This window comes from Halomonas sp. 5021 (genome assembly GCF_036663435.1).
Taxonomy (GTDB): Bacteria; Pseudomonadota; Gammaproteobacteria; order Pseudomonadales; family Halomonadaceae; genus Vreelandella; species Vreelandella janggokensis.
In genome coordinates this window covers 166241-183680 of record NZ_JAXOVU010000006.1, presented here as the reverse complement: position 1 = coordinate 183680, position 17440 = coordinate 166241, and the positions used below count along the sequence as shown (strand labels likewise).

Here is a 17440-nt window from a genome sequence, read left to right as displayed (position 1 = left end):
AAAATGCCCCTAACGTATAACGCCAGGGGCTGCTGAATCATCAATGCTTATCGGGTGCCGAAAATCTTGTCACCCGCATCGCCCAGACCAGGAACGATATAGCCGTTATCGTCCAACCGATCATCCACCGACGCCGTATAAATCTCGATATCCGGATAGGCTTCCTGGACTCGCTTGATCCCTTCGGGTGCTGCCACCAATACGATCACCTTCATATGCTCGCAGCCACGTTCACGCAGCATGTCCAATGTCGCGACCATTGAGCCGCCGGTGGCCAGCATCGGGTCAATGACGATGGCCATACGCTCTTCGATATCGTTGGCGAATTTGGCAAAGTAAGGGACCGGCTGCAGCGTCTCTTCATCACGGTACAACCCGACAACGCTGACGCGTGCGCTGGGGATCAAGTCAGTAACGCCCTCGAGCATGCCAAGCCCGGCACGCAGAATCGGCACCACCGTTACTTTCTTGCCTTTCAGGCGACGTGTCCCGATCGGCTCCCCATTCCATCCTTCAATCGTATGATCTTCGAGTTCAAGTCCCTTTGTTGCTTCATACGTCAACAGCTTGGCCACTTCCCCCGCCAACTCGCGAAAGCTCTTGGTACTTAAATCCATTTCGCGCATCAGTCCCAACTTATGCTGAACAAGCGGATGGTTAATGGCATGGACACTCATGGGACTTCCTCACAGCAGGTGGTTATGGGCAACGCGGGTGATCACAAACATGCAAAATCGGGCGGTATTCTACCCCTAAGCCGTCACCAGGTTAAGGGGTGGCGGGTAATTGCCATTCAACAGGTTCGCGCCCCTGCTCAACAAGGAATTGATTCGCCCGGGAAAAATGGCGGGTGCCAAAAAAGCCTCGGTGGGCAGACAGCGGCGAGGGGTGCGGCGCTTCCAGGACTAAGTGACGCTGGGTATCTATCAGGGCTTTTTTCTGCCGGGCGTGGCTACCCCAGAGCAGAAAGACGCTGGGCAGCGCATGCGCGCTTACCGTCTTGATCGCGCTATCCGTGAAAGACTCCCAACCTTTACCCCGGTGCGAGGCAGCGTTGCCCTTCTCGACCGTCAGCGAGGTATTGAGCAGCAAGACGCCTTGCTTCGCCCAGGCTTCCAGATGCCCGTGCTTGACGGGTTCAGCGCCTACATCGCTAGCCAGCTCCTTGTAGATATTGACCAGCGACGGCGGAACCGGGACCCCTGCCTGAACGGAAAAACATAGCCCGTGCGCTTGATTGGGTCCGTGATAAGGGTCCTGCCCCAGGATCACCACCTTGACGTCATTGAGCGGCGTCAGTTCGAAGGCGCGAAACCACTGCGACGAGTGGGGATAAATGATCTTCTTGGCCGCTTTTTCCTCGGCCAGAAAACGTTTCAGTGACTGCATGTAGTCGGCCTGAAACTCATCGCCAAGCCACTGATTCCAGTCTTCAGGAAGCGGGGTCGACATGATTATTTCTTCACTTGGTCCACCAGAGGTTCAACGTAGGCAACGCCCATATCCCAGGGAAACTGGATCCAGCAGTGCTGAGCCACTTCGGTTAGGTACTGGTCAACCAGCGGGCGCCCTTCCGGCTTGGCGTAGATAGTGACAAAATGTGCCTTGGGCAACATCTCGCTTACCGCCCGCGCCGTCTTGCCGGTATCCACCAGGTCATCGACCAACAGCCAACCCTCGCCGTCATGATCAACGCCTTTCAGGATATCCAGCCCGCCCTGGTCCATGTGGTCATAGCTTTTGATGCACACGGTATCGATCAACCGAACGTTAAGTTCGCGCGCGATCAAGGCGGCAGGAATGAGTCCTCCCCGGGTAATCGCGACAATCCCTTTAAAATCACGCTCGACCAACTGATGGCACAACTGGCGAACATCACGGTGGAGCTGATCCCAGGAGACGGTAAAGTGCTGATGATAGCGTTCACTGCTCATAGGGTCGTTACTCGTCTTCTGTAAAAGAACAAACCGCGAAGACGCTATAGCCCGCATCGCGAATTTTTTGCGAACCACCCAGTTCGGGTAGATCAATAATGGTCGCTGTTTCGACCACATGCCCGCCGCTGCGCTGTATAAGATTGGCCGCCGCCAACATGGTCCCGCCGGTGGCAATCAGGTCATCCATCAGCAAAATTCGGTCACCTTTTTGAAACGCATCCGAATGAAGCTCGACCTCTGAATGACCGTACTCGAGCGTGTAGGTTTCGCTGATGGTCTTGAACGGAAGCTTGCCTTTTTTGCGGACCGGGACAAAGCTGCAGCCCAACTCATAGGCTAGAGGTGCCCCGATGATAAACCCCCGCGCATCAATCGACGCGATGGCATCCAGGTTCATTTCCTGGTAGCGGTGTACAAAGCTGTCGATCAGCTTGCGAAATGCCGCGCTGTTTTGCAGCAGCGGGGTAATGTCACGAAAGTTGACCCCCTGCTCAGGCCAGTCAGGCACTGTGCGAATCACGGACTTGATGTAATCGCCGTAGATGCTCATCGCGTCTCTCATTGGATTAATAAAACCACGTTAGTCTAGAAACAGAAATTTCACCGCAAACAGCAGCGCCAGAATAATCACTGCTGGATTGAGGTCTTTGAAACGGCCCGACAGGGTTTTGATCGCTGCATAGCTGATAAACCCGAGAGCGATGCCCTCGGCAATCGAAAAGGTCAGCGGCATTGCCAGGGCGGCAATCAATACCGGCGCGGCGTCAGTGGGATCTTCCCAGTTGGCATGGGCCAGGCTGCCAGCCATCAGCACAGCCACGTAGAGCAGCGCGCCGGCGGTGGCGAAAGCAGGAATGGAGCCTGCCAACGGCGCAAAGAACAGGCTGACCAGGAAGAGTACGGCCACGACGACCGCCGTCAAACCAGTCCGTCCACCCGAGGCAATGCCTGCCGTCGACTCAATATAGCTGGTCGTGGTGGAGGTACCCAGGGCAGCGCCGGCCATTGATGCCGTACTGTCGGCCATCATGGCACGACCAAGACGCGGCAGTTTGCCGTCTTTGTCCAGCAGCTTGCCGCGATGCGCAACCCCCACCAGCGTACCTGATGTATCGAACAGGTCGACAAACAGGAAAGCAAAGATAACGCTGAGCATGGCGACATCCAACGCCCCCATCAGATCCATTGCCATGAAGGTCGGTGCAATAGAGGGCGGCATGGACATGAGACCGCCATATTCATTGTGACCAAGCAGCGTCGACGCAATGGTAATGCCAAGAATACCGATCATGACGGCACCGGTGATCCTTAAATAGGACATCGCGGTTATCACGAAAAAGCCCAGGAGCGCATACAGGGCAGCAGGCTCGGAGAGATCTCCCAGCGCAACAAAGGTAGCGTCATTGGCGACCACGATACCGGCATTTTTGAGCGCGATCATGGCCAGGAACAGGCCAATACCCGCGGCAATGCCCAGTCGCAGTGAAAGCGGAATAGAGTTGATAATCCATTCACGGATCTTGAAAACACTCAGCAGGAAAAAACACAACCCGGAGAAGAAGACAGCGCCTAACGCTGCTTCCCAGGTATACCCCATCCCGAGCACGACACCGTAAGTGAAGAAGGCGTTGAGCCCCATACCGGGGGCCTGAGCGATGGGATAGTTCGCCCACAACCCCATGATCAGACAGCCGATGGCGGCAGCAACGCAGGTAGCAACAAACACCGCACCATAGTCCATCCCGGCCTCGGAAAGGATACTGGGATTGACAAAAATGATGTAGGCCATTGTCAGGAAAGTGGTTATCCCGGCGATGACTTCTGTTTTAACGTTGGTTTTGTGCTCAGTGAGCCCGAACTGCTTATCCAGAAACTTCATAGGTATTTTTATCCTTCGCGTAAACGCTGAATGCACCCTGGCAGCGCGAAAAGCCGCACATATTACCGAAAGGTCACGCCTGATGCGAACACCTTGTGCAGCTGTCGAACGCGGGCTGATGCCCGCCTGTTACTTCCCATCGCTTAGCATAAGCAAACTTCAGGCCACCTTCTAACCAATCGGTCAGAAACGCAGCCCCCTGGGCAATACCGCCCATCAGCGCATCTGGCTAGCCAGAACACGCTCAACTGTTTCAACAATCACCTGGGTCTGGGGATCAATTTCAATATTGACACGGTCACCTGGCATCCGCTCACCCAGGATGGTGCGGTCCAGCGTCTCAGGGATCAGATTAACGCTGAACTCGACCCCTTCGCCCTCGGCCGAAGGTCGCACATCGCCAATCGTCAGACTGATACCATCGACACCAATATAGCCTTTCTCAAATACAAACCGCCCCACTGAAGCCGGTAACGCAAACCACAGCCGACGGTTATTGGGCGCCTCATCAATGGCGATCACCTCCGCCATGCAAATCACATGGCCCGACATCGAATGCCCGCCAATTTCATCGCCAAAGCGTGCCGCTCGCTCGATATTGACGCACTGCCCGACCTCGACTGCACCAAGATTGGTCAGCCGGAGCGTTTCACGCATCAAATCGAAGCTCACCCGATCACCTGAAATGTCCGTGACCGTCAAACACACACCGTTGTGCGCCACCGAAGCGCCGGTCGCCAATCCCTCGCGCAATGCATCGGGCATTTGCACAACATGCGTACGAAACTTATCAAGCTCATGCACTTCTACGACTTCTACCTTGCCTTGCACGATGCCAGTAAACATAGCGCCCTCGCTCTAATTTGATCCGTGCGCAAGCTTACTACTGCACAAACCTATTTGTGCACCCCAAAGGCATGCGCGATCAATCAACGTAACTCAGTATTCATGCCTGCAGAAAACCCGGGCCTCCAGAAAAGAGAAATTAACACTTTTAAAGAAACAAAAATCAGTTAAAAAAATTATTAAATTGAACAGCAATATAAGATGTTATTCTTTTGGTTTGACATCGCCTGGCTAGCTCTCTAGACTCCCGCCGCAAATGTAAAGGCGCCGATTTGTACCCAGATTGCGGGCGTCCGCCGAGTGAATGCTTGGTGAAGTGCAGCTAAAAGGGTGTGTCCAGCGTTGATGGCCACCCGAAAGGGTGGCCTTTTTTTGTTCCCTCCCCTACGCTTGCGCGCTCACCTTCGTCTTCGGCCTATAGAAAAGGCAGACGCCATGATCGAACTGAATAATGTCAGCAAAACCTACGGTACCGGCCGCGACGCCGTTCACGCCCTCAAGGGCGTGAATCTGGCGATCCCCAAAGGGGCCATTCACGGTGTTATCGGCCTGTCCGGCGCGGGCAAGTCGACGCTCATTCGCTGCGTCAACCTGCTTGAGCGACCCACCCAGGGCACGGTGACCGTCGATGGACAAGAGATCACACGATTGAGCAACACGGCGCTGAACCAAGCACGCCACCGCATCGGCATGATCTTCCAGCACTTTAATCTGCTCACCACACGCAACGTGTTTGACAACGTAGCACTGCCACTGGAGTTGATGGGCCAACCCAGGCGAGATATTCGTGATCGCGTGAGCCCACTGCTTGAAATGGTCGGCCTGTCCGACAAGGCGGATCAATTTCCGGCGCAGCTATCCGGCGGGCAGAAACAGCGCGTTGCGATTGCCCGGGCGCTGGCCAGCAACCCTCGCGTCCTGCTCTGCGATGAGGCCACCTCCGCACTGGACCCCCAGACAACCAGCTCAATCCTGGAACTGCTGCGCGATATCAACCATAAGCTCGGCATCACCATTTTATTGATTACCCATGAAATGGAAGTGGTTAAATCGATCTGCCATCGTGTCGGCCTGATATCCAATGGCGAGCTGGTTGAGGACGCCGTAGTAGGCGATTTCTTTACCGCACCTCGAACCCAATTGGGGCGCGATTTTCTCAACGATTTTCTGCAACTGTCTCCTCCCAAGGAGCTGCTCGAACGCCTCAGCGACAACCCCGACACCAACGCACACCCGGTCGTGCGGCTTACTTTCTCGGGGGATGCGGTCTCCACACCGCTTATTTCCCGCCTGGCACGGGACTGCGGCGTCGATGTGAGCATTCTGCAGGCCAAGGTGGAATCGATTCAGGAAAGAACACTTGGCTTGATGATTGCCGAACTGCTGGGCACGTCTGAGCAGACGCAAGCCGCTATGGACTACTTGGCAGACCATCAATTACAGGTAGAGGTATTAGGCTATGTCCAGCGCAATGATTGAGCTTATTATTCAGGCAACGCTCGATACCCTCTACATGGTCGGCATATCGGGATTGATCTCGACATTACTCGGGCTACCGCTGGGCGTGATGCTCTATGTAACGCGACCCAGGCAGATTCTGGCCAAGCCATTACTGAACCACGCCCTGGGCATTGTAACCAACGTTGGCCGCTCCATTCCGTTTATTATCTTGATGGTGGCGATTATTCCGTTTACGCGGATGCTGGTGGGCACGTCCATCGGCATCAATGCGGCTTCAGTGCCGCTGACCATTGCCGCGATTCCCTTCGTCGCCCGGCTGATCGAAGGCGCCCTCAATGAAATCTCACCGGGTTTAATCGAGGCTGCCCAGGCCATGGGCGCTACACCATGGCAAATCATCACCAAGGTGCTAATCCCCGAAGCGCGTGGCGGTATTATCACCGGCCTTACCATTACGCTGGTAACGCTGGTCAGCTACTCCGCAATGGCAGGCGCTGTCGGCGGCGGCGGACTCGGTGATCTGGGTATCCGCTATGGCTACAACCGATTCAACCCAACCATCATGCTGATCACCGTAGTGGTACTCGTTGTCATGGTACAGGGCTTCCAGAGCCTGGGGGATTACCTGGTGCGCAAAACTGACCGCAAATAACCGCATTGCTTTCCAGTGGACATATAACGAAAAAGCATTAAAATTACCCTCATTATCACCATTCACCAAAATTGACATCCAACAGGAGTTGCCATGAAGACATTAGCCCTCGGCACCATTACCGCACTCGCACTGGCCGTTAGCGCCAGTGCTCAAGCCGCCAGCATCAAGATGGGCACCGTTGCCGGCCCTGAAACCGAAGTCATGGAAGTTGCTGCCCGAATTGCCAAGGAAGAATACAACCTTGACGTCAAAATTATCGAATTCACTGATTACGTAACGCCCAATGCAGCACTGGCAGACGGCAGCCTGGACGCTAACGCTTATCAGCACGAGCCCTACATGCGGTCCATGGTGAATGATCGTGGCTATGATTTCGCCATTGCAGGCTACACCTTTGTCTACCCCATCGGCGCTTACTCAGAGAAGTACGACAGCGTTGACGAACTGCCTGAAGGTGCCCAGATCGCGCTACCCAATGACCCGTCCAATGAAGGTCGCGCGCTGATCCTGATGCATAATGAAGGCCTCATCACGCTGAATGACCCCGAAAACCTGGAAGCGACACCTATCGATATCGCCGAGAACCCGAAAGACTTCCGTTTTCGCGAAATCGAAGCCGCCCAGCTACCGCGCGTTTTGCCGGATGTCGACATGGCCTTCATCAACAACACCTTCGCGCAGCCCGCAGGCCTGAGCCTTGACGACGCGCTGATCAAAGAAGGTCCCGAATCGCCCTACGTCAACCTGATTGCCGTCCGCGGCGGTGATGAAGACCGTGAAGAGATCCAGCAGCTGGTCAGCGCTTACCAGAGCGAAGAAGTGATCGAGAAAGCCGAAGAACTCTTCGATGGTGCCGCCGTACCCGGCTGGAAATAATCCTCACCATTGTCAGACAAGAGACCAACCACACCGGGCCGACAACTGTCGGCCCGGTGTCGTTATGGATATGCATAACCAGGGAGCCGTCATGTCACTTGATAGCGTCAACTATGACCTTCTCGATCGCCAGCTCGCCGCGTTGCTGGATACCCGCGACTGGCTAACCAATAGTGCGCAAACCTGCGCCTTCATCATGCAGTCACTACCCCACTTGAATTGGGTCGGCTTTTATTTGCAACGCTCACCTGAGATGCTGGCGTTAGGGCCTTTTCAGGGCAAGCCTGCCTGCCACCCCATTCCGTTCAGCAAGGGGGTTTGCGGTGCTGCCGCGCGAAAGCGTACCACCCAGCGCGTTGATGATGTTCACAGCGTTGCCGACCATATTGCCTGCGACATCGACTCCCGGGCGGAGCTGGTCGTGCCGATTGTCAGCAATGATCAGCTATGGGGGGTGCTGGATATCGACAGCCCGCAGGAAGCACGCTTTAGCCAAGAGGACCAAGCCGGCATTGAAGCATTACTGAATACTTTTAAACGCCAAACCGACCTGCCTGTCTGGGATCACTGACGGACTGACCCCACTGACAAAGCAACGCGATACTTCCTCACGCCAGACAAATCGCACAAAAACAAAAACGCCCCGTCATGACGAGAATGACGGGGCGTAATCGAGAATCTGGTAGGACCAGGCGGATTTGAACCGCCGACCTCCACGATGTCAACGTGGCGCTCTAACCAACTGAGCTATGGTCCTGAAAAAGTGTCATTGCTGCCTGGCCGTTTAACGACAACCAAGATGGTAGGACCAGGCGGATTTGAACCGCCGACCTCCACGATGTCAACGTGGCGCTCTAACCAACTGAGCTATGGTCCTGAAAAAGTGTCATTGCTGCCTGGCCGTTTAACGACAACCAAGATGGTAGGACCAGGCGGATTTGAACCGCCGACCTCCACGATGTCAACGTGGCGCTCTAACCAACTGAGCTATGGTCCTGCCGAGCAACGGATGCGTATTTTACGTTTCCGCCACTGAATTGCAAGCTATTTATCGACTTAGCAAAGCATCGGCAGTCACTGACGGTCACTTCGCCGCCGGGAACTTATCACGCTGCCCGAACAAACCGGGTGCTACACTGGAACAGCGCCCATCGACGAACGCAAGACAACACGGGAGACCGGCCATGCCAGGCCTATTGCTGGGAAGCATCGCGATCGTCTTATTACTCACAACACTGGTTGCCCGCATACGACTGCGCTGGTGGTGGATTCGTAGCTGTGAATTTCCACGCTTACAGATTGCGAGCCTCGCCATTGCCTGCTTTATAGCAGCGTTGCTCATGCCTGTTTCACCTACATGGCAAATGATCACGCTCGTCATTTGCCTGGCCGTCATTATCATCCAGGCGTGCTATATCCTGCCCTGGACGCGGCTCTGGCCCAAACAGGTCCGCTCAGCCAACGTTTGCAATGAAGCCCGGGACATTACGCTGCTCGTCGCCAATGTCCTGACCCCTAACCGCCGGTCTTCTGACCTTATCGATCAGATCCACGCACATCAGCCCGACATCATTCTCACACTGGAATCTGATCAGTGGTGGCAGGACCAACTGGACCCGGCGCTGGACGCGCAGTGGCCGTATAGCGTCAAGATTCCCCTCGACAACCTCTACGGCATGCATCTTTACTCACGGCTGCCGCTTGAGAACACATCCGTCGAGTGGCTTATCCAGGACGACATTCCCTCTATCCATACCCACATCAGGCTGACGGGTGGTGAGGCAATACGACTGTTTGCGGTGCATCCCCGCCCTCCAGCGCCGGGTGAAAGCGAAAAGTCGCTCTGGCGGGATGCCGAGCTGTTATGGGTGGGTAAGAAGATCCAGAAGACGCCGCAGCCGACACTGGTCGCCGGCGATCTTAACGATGTTGCTTGGTCACGCACTACTCGGCGCTTCTGCCGCGTTGCCGGCATGCTGGATCCTCGTCGGGGGCGGGGGATGTACAGTACATTTCACGCTCACTACCCGATTCTGCGCTGGCCTCTCGACCACATTTTCGTCAGCGAGCACTTCACACTTGGCCGTATGCATCGCTTGAAAGACTTTGGCTCGGATCACTTTCCAATGCTTGCCACGCTTTGCTACCGCCCCACCCGCAAGCACGAGCATGAAACACCCGATGCAAGCGCGGAGGAGGAAAGCGAGGCAAGTCAGACCATCCGCCAGGGTCAGCGCGAAGAGCAACAGACGACCTAGCCCTTGTCGTTATCAGGCACGCCACCTCGCGTAAGCGCCTCTGGGTCAAGCAAGCGCTCAAGGCGGTCACGCCCAAGGTCGGTGTGCTCTTCGGCGACATCAATGATCGGCCGCCCTGTTTGATAAGCTTCCTTGGCGATGGCCGCTGCCGCATTGTAACCAATCGCGCTGTTAAGCGCCGTGACCAGAATGGGATTACGAGCGAGCGGTGTTTCAATGCTGTCCCGACGTACCGTGAACGTCGCAATGGCACGGTCGGCTAACAGCCGCGTGGTACTAGTCATCAGTGTGATGCCCGTCAGCAAGTTATAGGCCACCAGGGGAAGCATGACGTTCAACTGAAAATTCCCGCTCTGCCCGGCCACCGTTATCGCGGCATCCAGACCAATAACCTGCGCGGCGGCCTGTGCAGCCGACTCCGGAATCACCGGGTTCACTTTACCGGGCATGATCGAACTGCCCGGTTGCAGCGCCTCGAGCTCGATTTCACCCAGTCCGGCAAGCGGGCCTGAGTTCATCCAGCGCAGGTCATTGGCGATCTTCATGACAATGCACGCCAGGCCTTTGAGATGGCCGGAAAGCTCCACGGCCGCGTCCTGGGAGGCAATGCTGGCGAAAAAGCTATCGTTGGGCTTAAACGACAGTCCCGTTTGCTCACTTAGCTGGGAGGCCACCTGGTCGGCAAACCCTTGGGGTGCGTTAATGCCTGTCCCGACAGCTGTTCCGCCCTGCGCCAGCCGACATAGCCGCGTCAGGCAGCTGTCCAGCCGCTCGATGGCCTGACCCAGTTGGCTCGACCAGGCGCCCAGTTCCTGATCCATGCGCAGCGGCATGGCATCCATAAGATGCGTACGGCCGGTCTTGACCACATCCGAAAGCTCGGCAGCTCGTGAATCAATCGTACTGCGAAGATGCACCAGCGCCGGACGAAGCGACTCATGTACAGCCAATGCGGCCGACACATGTATCGCTGTCGGAATCACATCGTTACTCGACTGCCCCATATTGACGTGATCATTGGGCAGGACCTCAACACCACGACGGCTGGCCAGGGTGGCGATGACTTCATTTACGTTCATGTTGCTGGAAGTGCCCGACCCGGTCTGAAACACATCCACCGGAAAGTGCTCGTCATGCTCGCCACTGATCACTTCCCGGGCGGCTTGCATGATCGCGTCGGCGCGATCAGCATCAAGTTCACCCAGCGCTTGGTTAGTCTGAGCGGCGGCAAGCTTGATGCGTGCAATCGCATGAATAAACGCAACCGGCATCGGGGTGTGAGAGACCGGAAAATTATTCACTGCGCGTTGCGTCTGGGCGCCGTACAACGCCTCGGCAGGAACATCCAGTTCCCCCATACTGTCGCGTTCAATGCGCGTTTTCATGGTAGTCCTCCTTGTCGATATCGGCGGATAAACGTCGGTACGATAATTTACCGACGGGCAATCGTGAAACGGCGTCATTTCTAGCCTAGTGGCCGCAGTATAAAACTCAAGCGATCTGGCATCAGCTTTATTATCCAACCATGTTGCACTGCACAAAAACGCCTGCTATGCTGCATCGCAGAACATCAGGGAAAGCACCACAGGACGACACTTCGTCTGGCGCTGCTACCCATTTCATCGAAACGCGTTAGCACCGCTAAACAGGAGATTTTTGATTATGAGTACTTTCAACACCAACGAATGGACACAGCAGTTCGATAATTTCTTCATGGCCCCAGCACGCGCTTACGCTGCGCTGAGTGTCGACATGACAGAAAAGCTTTTCAATGCGCAACTTGATGCGCAGAAAGCCTACGTAGATACCAGTCTTGCCCAGGCACGCAAGCTGATGAGCGTGAAAGACGCCGAGGAACTACGCAGCTACATGGAAAACCAGCAGAAAGTCGCCAAAGAAGTGGCAGAGCGCCTCAAAAGCGATGCTGATAACGTGGTTTCTCTACAGCAGGACTTCGTTCAGAAAAGTCAGAAGATTACTGAAGACAACATCAAGCAGGCACAGACAGCGGCCAGCAAGATGGGTAAATCGGCCTGATTGGAATAACGGGTCACTCGCATGACCGAATGTCATGCGCAGTAAGTAGACGATGATTGATGAGCCGCCAGCCACCGCTGGTGGCTTTTTTTATGGCCGTGGCCTTATTAGCCGACCAGCATTACCAGCCCAGTGCGGACTTCACAAACGGGATGGTCAATTTACGCTGGGCGGACAGCGACGCTTGATCCAGCGTTTCCAGCGCTCGACAAAGCGCGCCAAGTTCGCGTGGCCCGCGATGAAGAATATAGCGGCCTACGTCGTCGGGCAATTGCATCCCGCGGGCATGGGCCCTCAGCTTCAGCGCGGCCAGACGGTCATCGTCATTCAAAGGATGCAGGTGGAACACCGTGCCCCACGTCAACCGCGATGCCAGGTCAGGTAACACCACCTGCAACTGGCGGGGCGGCGCATTGGCGGCAATCACGAGATGCTTGCCGGCATCGCGCAGGCGATTGAAGGCATGAAAAAGCGCTTCCTCCCAGCGCTTCCGGCCTATCACCTGCTCCAGATCATCTATACAGACCAGGTCGAGCCGTTCAATATCTTCCAGCATCAATGGTGGAAAATGACCTAACTCGGCCAACGGCAGGTAAAGGGCCCGCTTGTCTCGATCGGAAGCGGCATGGCAGGCAGCCTGCAATAAATGGCTGCGCCCTGACCCCGGCAGGCCCCAGAGATAAATAAAATCCTCGCCGGCTTGCGCCCACTGCTGCTGAAGGCGATCAAGCAATGCCGCATTGACCTCGCCAGCGTAATAGTTATGAAACGTAGCGTCGTCGCGCAAACCCACCCCGAGGGGCAGCTGCGCCGGCACCTGGCTCATGAAGACTCCCTCTCATCGCCGATCGCGGGCACCTCTTGGGCGTTTTGATCGTCATCGTTATACAGATCACTGTTGATGTAACGGTCCCTGGCCTCGCGTAGCAGCACCATGATGACCGCCGCCGCCGGCAATGCCAGCAGCACCCCCGTCAGGCCGAATAAGTTACCTCCCGCCAGCACTGCAAAAATAACCGCGACCGGGTGAAGGCCTATCTTGTCGCCTAACAGCTTAGGTTGTAACACCACGCTTTCCGCCACCTGGCCAATCGTAAACACGGCGACAACACCCAAAAGCCCCCACCAGGTGCCAAACTGGAATAGCGCGACAATCAGCGCCACACACAACCCCAGGATAAAGCCAAGAAACGGCACGATGCTCACCAGGCCGGAAACCACACCGATCAACAAGCCAAAGTCCAGCCCGATCAGGGTCAACCCGCTCGCATAGATGATGCCCAGGCAAAGCATGACCAGCAGCTGTCCACGCAAGAACGACGCCAATACTTCATCACAGCGGCCAACCAGACGGCTAACATCATCCGCCCATTGACGAGGAATCAGATTGGCAATATTGGTGATAAGACGATCCCAGTCCAGTAGCAGGTAAAACGTCACGACAGGGATCAGCGCCACGTAAGTGACCCAGGATATGAAGGCCATCCCGGAGCGACCTATCTGGCCGAGTGCCTGGGCCAGGTAGCCACCGGCATCGCGCCAATTCTCGACCAGCGTCTCGCGTACATTGACCAGTTCAGAACGCAGATCATAACCGGTCCACTCGAACACCTTCGGCGCCAGGGTGTTTTCCCCCCAGGCAAAGATACCCGGCACGGCGTCACTTAACTGTTTCAACTGCTGAATCACGAGCGGGATGATGATCAGCAGGCTGACAACCAGCACCAGCAGCAGCACACAGAAAACACTGCTGACCGCCACCGCACGGTTCATTCCCCAACGCTGGAAGTGATTAGCCAGCGGGTCCGCCAGATACGCCAGGATGATACCGGCAATAAACGGCATTAATACGGCATCCAGTAAATACAACAGCCCGAACACCAGGACTAATAGCAGGATCCCCCACCATGAATTGCGCATATAACTCCTTTGATGGCCACTGTCACGATAGCCTACTATGCCGGATATAAAGAAAAACCGCCTGCTTTTGTTAACGTCATACGCGAGCCGATGCGAGCCTTGCCACCGGGTGTTACAATCCCGTTCAATTATTGCCCGGCTCTGGCGACGTACGCCAGCCACTATCGCACCGTACTTTGCTCCATAGGACCTGTCATGACCGACACCTCTTCTTCGCACGCCTCATCGGGACCGTCACTCAGTTATAAAGACGCAGGCGTTGATATCGATGCTGGCAATGCGCTGGTCGATCGCATCAAGCACGTTGCCAAGCGCACGACGCGCCCTGAAGTCATGGGCGGGCTCGGCGGATTCGGCGCCCTTTGCGAGTTACCTCAAGGGTATCAGCAGCCGGTACTGGTCTCAGGCACCGACGGCGTGGGTACCAAGCTGCGTCTCGCCATGACACTCGGCAAACACGACACCATCGGTATTGACCTGGTGGCCATGTGCGTCAACGATCTTATCGTTGCCGGTGCCGAGCCCTTGTTATTCCTCGACTACTATGCCACGGGTAAATTAAATGTCGATATCGCGGCGGACGTGGTCACCGGTATCGGTGCTGGCTGCGAGCAGGCAGGCTGCGCCCTTGTTGGTGGTGAAACCGCCGAGATGCCGGGCATGTACGAAGGTGATGACTACGACCTGGCCGGATTCTGCGTTGGTGTCGTCGAAAAAAGCGAGATTCTCGATGGCAGCCGCGTGGCGGAAGGCGACGTTTTGCTCGGCCTGGCCTCATCCGGACCTCACTCAAACGGCTACTCGCTGATTCGCAAGATTATCGAGCACGGTAACGCGCCGCTGGACACCCAGATCGACGGTGTTGCTCTGGGCGATGCCCTGATGGCACCGACGCGCATTTATGTAAAGGCACTGCTTTCCCTGCTACGGGAGACCGACCTATCGGTTCATGCGCTTTCACACATCACCGGTGGCGGGCTGCTCGAGAATATCCCCCGCGTACTCCCCGATTCGCTTGCAGCACGCATCGATACCCAGGCGTGGACGCGGCCAGCGGTATTTGACTGGCTTCAAACCCAGGGGAATGTCACCGACACCGAAATGTACCGGGTTCTGAACTGCGGTATCGGTATGGTCGTCGTCGTCCCTGAAGCCGAGGCCAGCCAGACCATGCGCCACCTCGAAGCCCAAGGCGAAACCGTGTACCGACTGGGACAGATTGAACCACGCAAGCAGGATGCCGTGGTGTTGGAGAATTTGCCGGCATGAGCAGCACCGACTATAACAGCGACACCTTGACGGACATGACCCCAGAGCCCACTACGCCACCCCGCGTGGTCGTGTTGATTTCTGGTAGTGGCAGCAACCTGCAAGCGCTTATCGAGGCGCAGTCACACGACCGCCTGGGTGGCGAGATTGTGGCCGTTATATCCAACGAGGCCGATGCCTATGGCCTAAAACGCGCCCGTGACGCCGGTATCGATGCTGTTGCGCTACCGCACCGGGAGTACGATAGTCGTGAGGCCTACGACGGGGCACTGATCAAGGTGATTGAACGCCATGAGCCCGACGCCATCGTGCTGGCCGGTTTCATGCGTATTTTGACACCGCGCTTTGTGCAGCGCTTTCTGGGCCGGATGCTGAATATCCATCCCTCGCTGTTACCCGCTTACCAGGGGCTCAACACCCACGCTCGCGCGCTGGCGGACGGGGTGAAGCAGCACGGTTGCAGCGTTCATTTCGTTACCGAGGAACTGGATGGCGGGCCGGTAGTGTTACAGGCCGAACTCAATGTCGCCACCGACGATAACGTTGAATCGCTGAAGCAGAAAGTCCAGGCCCGTGAGCATCTGATCCTGCCCATCGCCGTACAATGGTTTTTACAGGGACGCCTTCAATACAGCGGTGAAGGGGCTACCATGGACGGCCACCCCCTGTCCCTCCATGGCATGCGACTGTCCCACGACGATGCGGCCGAAGAGCTCGACGAGTCCGTCTAGGCCAAGCCGGCACACAAAAAAAGCCGAGCGGCCAATACCGCTCGGCTTTTTACTTAGCAGACAGGCATTTATTCAGGTACGCGGTAACGTCACACCACGCTGGCCCATGTACTTGCCGCCACGATCCTTGTAGGAGGTTTCGCACACTTCGTCAGATTCCAGGAACAGCATCTGCGCAACGCCTTCGTGAGCGTAAATTTTAGCCGGCAGATTGGTTGTGTTCGAAAATTCCAGCGTGACGTGACCTTCCCATTCCGGCTCAAGAGGCGTGACGTTGACGATGATTCCGCAGCGGGCATAGGTCGATTTACCCAGGCATATCGTCAACACATTGCGCGGGATACGGAAATACTCCACCGTCCGCGCCAGCGCAAAGGAGTTGGGCGGAATAATGCAGACATCGCCCTTTACATCAACAAAGCTTTTATCATCAAACGCTTTGGGGTCCACGATCGCCGAATGAATATTGGTAAAGACCTTGAATTCATCCGAGCACCGGACATCATAGCCATAGCTGGATGTGCCGTAGGAAATAACCCGCTGATCGTTAATATAACGGACCTGCCCCGCTTCAAAAGGCTCAATCATGGCATCGCTTTCTGCCATGCGCCGGATCCATTTATCGGACTTGATGCTCATTGGTTACGTCGTCACTCGCTGAAGGAAATAGTGGGACTTTCTTTATTCTGGCCATCCACGCTCTGCGCCACTCGTGTGGCAATCGCGGCAAACGTTTGGCTGACCGATCCCTCCGGCTCCGAAACAACGCTTGGGCGACCTGAATCGGTAAGCTCACGAATCGACAGGGTTAACGGCAAACGACCCAATACCTCGGTTTCATACTCTTCGGCAATACGGTCACCACCGCCAGCACCGAATATCGGCGCTTCATGGCCGCACTTTTCGCAATGGTAAAGACTCATGTTTTCAACCACGCCCAATACAGGCACATTCACCTTGCGGAACATCTCGATGCCTTTCCGCGCGTCCAGCAGGGCGATATCTTGCGGTGTGGTCACAATCACAGCCCCGGAAACGGCGACTTTCTGGGCCAGGGTCAACTGAATGTCACCAGTACCGGGCGGCATGTCGATAAGTAGAAAATCCAGGTTATCCCACTGGGTTTGATTAAGCATCTGCTGGAAAGCCCCCACCACCATCGGCCCGCGCCAGACCATGGCTTCACGTGTGTTGACCATGAACGCCATCGACATGGCTTGCAGCCCATGGGCCTCAAGCGGCAGGAATTTATCTTCACCCGCTGCCTGCGGCCGAACACCCTCGGCAACCCCAAGCATTTGCGCCTGACTGGGGCCATAGATATCCGCATCCAGAACGCCCACACGATAGCCCTGGGCGGATAACGCCAGCGCCAGGTTAACGGTAACCGTAGATTTGCCGACGCCACCCTTACCCGAGGCCACAGCGATGATATGTTTTACGCCTTCCATTTAGACAGACTCCTCGTCTGGCGTTGAATCAACAAGTGCTGGAATCATACTCCTCGCGGACCAAATCATAAACCAGCACCCAAAAGAACGGGTGCTGACGTATCAGCACCCGCTCATCCA

General features: G+C 55.9%; 19 protein-coding genes and 3 tRNA genes. 8 read left to right on the top strand and 14 right to left on the bottom strand.

Features of this window, described 5'->3' with window-relative positions; translation table 11 throughout:
* Nucleotides 1–47: 47 nt before the first annotated feature.
* From upp to R3F64_RS11915, 6 genes are all read right to left on the bottom strand, one after another.
* Entirely contained in the window at nucleotides 48–677 is a 630-nt protein-coding gene (gene upp / locus R3F64_RS11940; protein WP_085919344.1) for a uracil phosphoribosyltransferase, read from the bottom strand.
* Between the two features lie 91 nt (nucleotides 678–768).
* Nucleotides 769–1452, bottom strand: coding sequence for a uracil-DNA glycosylase (gene ung, locus R3F64_RS11935; protein ID WP_176243687.1), 684 nt, complete (start codon nucleotides 1450–1452; stop codon nucleotides 769–771).
* A gap of 2 nt (nucleotides 1453–1454) precedes the next feature.
* Nucleotides 1455–1934, bottom strand: coding sequence for a xanthine phosphoribosyltransferase (gene gpt, locus R3F64_RS11930; RefSeq protein WP_085919342.1), 480 nt, complete (start codon nucleotides 1932–1934; stop codon nucleotides 1455–1457).
* A 7-nt stretch (nucleotides 1935–1941) separates the two neighbouring features.
* Nucleotides 1942–2487 carry an adenine phosphoribosyltransferase gene (locus tag R3F64_RS11925; RefSeq protein ID WP_066315382.1) on the bottom strand — a complete coding sequence of 182 codons (546 nt, stop codon included), beginning with the start codon at nucleotides 2485–2487 and terminating at the stop codon, nucleotides 1942–1944.
* A gap of 30 nt (nucleotides 2488–2517) precedes the next feature.
* A complete protein-coding gene (locus tag R3F64_RS11920; RefSeq protein WP_085919341.1) occupies nucleotides 2518–3816 on the bottom strand; it encodes an NCS2 family permease in 1299 nt (432 codons plus the stop codon).
* 216 nt (nucleotides 3817–4032) lie between these two features.
* On the bottom strand, nucleotides 4033–4662 hold the full coding sequence (locus R3F64_RS11915) for a riboflavin synthase subunit alpha (protein ID WP_199285252.1): 630 nt from the start codon (nucleotides 4660–4662) through the stop codon (nucleotides 4033–4035).
* Nucleotides 4663–5097: 435 nt separating this feature from the next.
* On the opposite strand from R3F64_RS11915, the gene R3F64_RS11910 reads away from it, so the two are divergent.
* The 4 genes from R3F64_RS11910 to R3F64_RS11895 all read left to right on the top strand — a co-directional run bounded on the left by R3F64_RS11910 (nucleotide 5098) and on the right by R3F64_RS11895 (nucleotide 8225).
* Entirely contained in the window at nucleotides 5098–6141 is a 1044-nt protein-coding gene (locus tag R3F64_RS11910; protein ID WP_085919339.1) for a methionine ABC transporter ATP-binding protein, read from the top strand.
* Complete coding sequence (locus R3F64_RS11905; protein ID WP_199285251.1) at nucleotides 6122–6775, top strand: methionine ABC transporter permease; 654 nt, start codon at nucleotides 6122–6124, stop codon at nucleotides 6773–6775. The genes R3F64_RS11910 and R3F64_RS11905 overlap by 20 nt, the downstream gene beginning before the upstream one ends.
* Before the next feature lie 93 nt (nucleotides 6776–6868).
* Nucleotides 6869–7654, top strand: a complete 786-nt coding sequence (locus R3F64_RS11900) for a MetQ/NlpA family ABC transporter substrate-binding protein (RefSeq protein WP_332611638.1) — start codon at nucleotides 6869–6871, stop codon at nucleotides 7652–7654.
* Nucleotides 7655–7745: 91 nt separating this feature from the next.
* Nucleotides 7746–8225, top strand: a complete 480-nt coding sequence (locus R3F64_RS11895; protein ID WP_199285250.1) for a GAF domain-containing protein — start codon at nucleotides 7746–7748, stop codon at nucleotides 8223–8225.
* 109 nt (nucleotides 8226–8334) lie between these two features.
* Here R3F64_RS11895 and R3F64_RS11890 read toward each other — a convergent pair.
* The 3 genes from R3F64_RS11890 to R3F64_RS11880 all read right to left on the bottom strand — a co-directional run bounded on the left by R3F64_RS11890 (nucleotide 8335) and on the right by R3F64_RS11880 (nucleotide 8651).
* Nucleotides 8335–8411, bottom strand: a tRNA-Val gene (locus R3F64_RS11890).
* 43 nt (nucleotides 8412–8454) lie between these two features.
* A tRNA-Val gene (locus R3F64_RS11885) sits at nucleotides 8455–8531 on the bottom strand.
* A 43-nt stretch (nucleotides 8532–8574) separates the two neighbouring features.
* A tRNA-Val gene (locus tag R3F64_RS11880) sits at nucleotides 8575–8651 on the bottom strand.
* Nucleotides 8652–8838: 187 nt separating this feature from the next.
* Here R3F64_RS11880 and R3F64_RS11875 point away from each other — a divergent pair.
* On the top strand, nucleotides 8839–9912 hold the full coding sequence (locus tag R3F64_RS11875; protein ID WP_332611635.1) for an endonuclease/exonuclease/phosphatase family protein: 1074 nt from the start codon (nucleotides 8839–8841) through the stop codon (nucleotides 9910–9912).
* Here R3F64_RS11875 and R3F64_RS11870 read toward each other — a convergent pair.
* Nucleotides 9909–11297 carry a class II fumarate hydratase gene (locus tag R3F64_RS11870; RefSeq protein WP_085919334.1) on the bottom strand — a complete coding sequence of 463 codons (1389 nt, stop codon included), beginning with the start codon at nucleotides 11295–11297 and terminating at the stop codon, nucleotides 9909–9911. The two genes, R3F64_RS11875 and R3F64_RS11870, sit on opposite strands and share 4 nt — an antisense overlap.
* 277 nt (nucleotides 11298–11574) lie before the next feature.
* On the opposite strand from R3F64_RS11870, the gene R3F64_RS11865 reads away from it, so the two are divergent.
* Complete coding sequence (locus R3F64_RS11865) at nucleotides 11575–11949, top strand: phasin family protein (protein WP_332611631.1); 375 nt, start codon at nucleotides 11575–11577, stop codon at nucleotides 11947–11949.
* Nucleotides 11950–12070: 121 nt separating this feature from the next.
* Here R3F64_RS11865 and hda read toward each other — a convergent pair whose 3' ends face one another.
* Nucleotides 12071–12775 (bottom strand): DnaA regulatory inactivator Hda, encoded by a 705-nt coding sequence (gene hda / locus R3F64_RS11860; protein WP_085919333.1) that lies wholly within the window; start codon nucleotides 12773–12775, stop codon nucleotides 12071–12073.
* Nucleotides 12772–13869 carry an AI-2E family transporter gene (locus R3F64_RS11855; protein ID WP_199285249.1) on the bottom strand — a complete coding sequence of 366 codons (1098 nt, stop codon included), beginning with the start codon at nucleotides 13867–13869 and terminating at the stop codon, nucleotides 12772–12774. The genes hda and R3F64_RS11855 overlap by 4 nt, the downstream gene beginning before the upstream one ends.
* 195 nt (nucleotides 13870–14064) lie before the next feature.
* Between R3F64_RS11855 and purM the strand changes: the two genes are divergently transcribed.
* Both purM and purN read left to right on the top strand, forming a co-directional pair.
* The gene (gene purM / locus R3F64_RS11850) at nucleotides 14065–15138 is read left to right on the top strand and encodes a phosphoribosylformylglycinamidine cyclo-ligase (RefSeq protein ID WP_085919331.1); all 1074 of its coding nucleotides are present in this window, start codon (nucleotides 14065–14067) and stop codon (nucleotides 15136–15138) included.
* Nucleotides 15135–15869 (top strand): phosphoribosylglycinamide formyltransferase, encoded by a 735-nt coding sequence (purN, locus tag R3F64_RS11845; RefSeq protein ID WP_199285248.1) that lies wholly within the window; start codon nucleotides 15135–15137, stop codon nucleotides 15867–15869. Before purM ends, purN begins: the two co-directional genes overlap by 4 nt.
* A 72-nt stretch (nucleotides 15870–15941) precedes the next feature.
* On the opposite strand, the gene dcd is transcribed toward purN, so the two are convergent.
* Nucleotides 15942–16508 (bottom strand): dCTP deaminase, encoded by a 567-nt coding sequence (gene dcd / locus R3F64_RS11840; RefSeq protein ID WP_066315332.1) that lies wholly within the window; start codon nucleotides 16506–16508, stop codon nucleotides 15942–15944.
* Nucleotides 16509–16519: 11 nt separating this feature from the next.
* The gene (apbC, locus tag R3F64_RS11835) at nucleotides 16520–17320 is read right to left on the bottom strand and encodes an iron-sulfur cluster carrier protein ApbC (RefSeq protein ID WP_085919329.1); all 801 of its coding nucleotides are present in this window, start codon (nucleotides 17318–17320) and stop codon (nucleotides 16520–16522) included.
* Between the last annotated feature and the right edge of the window lie 120 nt (nucleotides 17321–17440).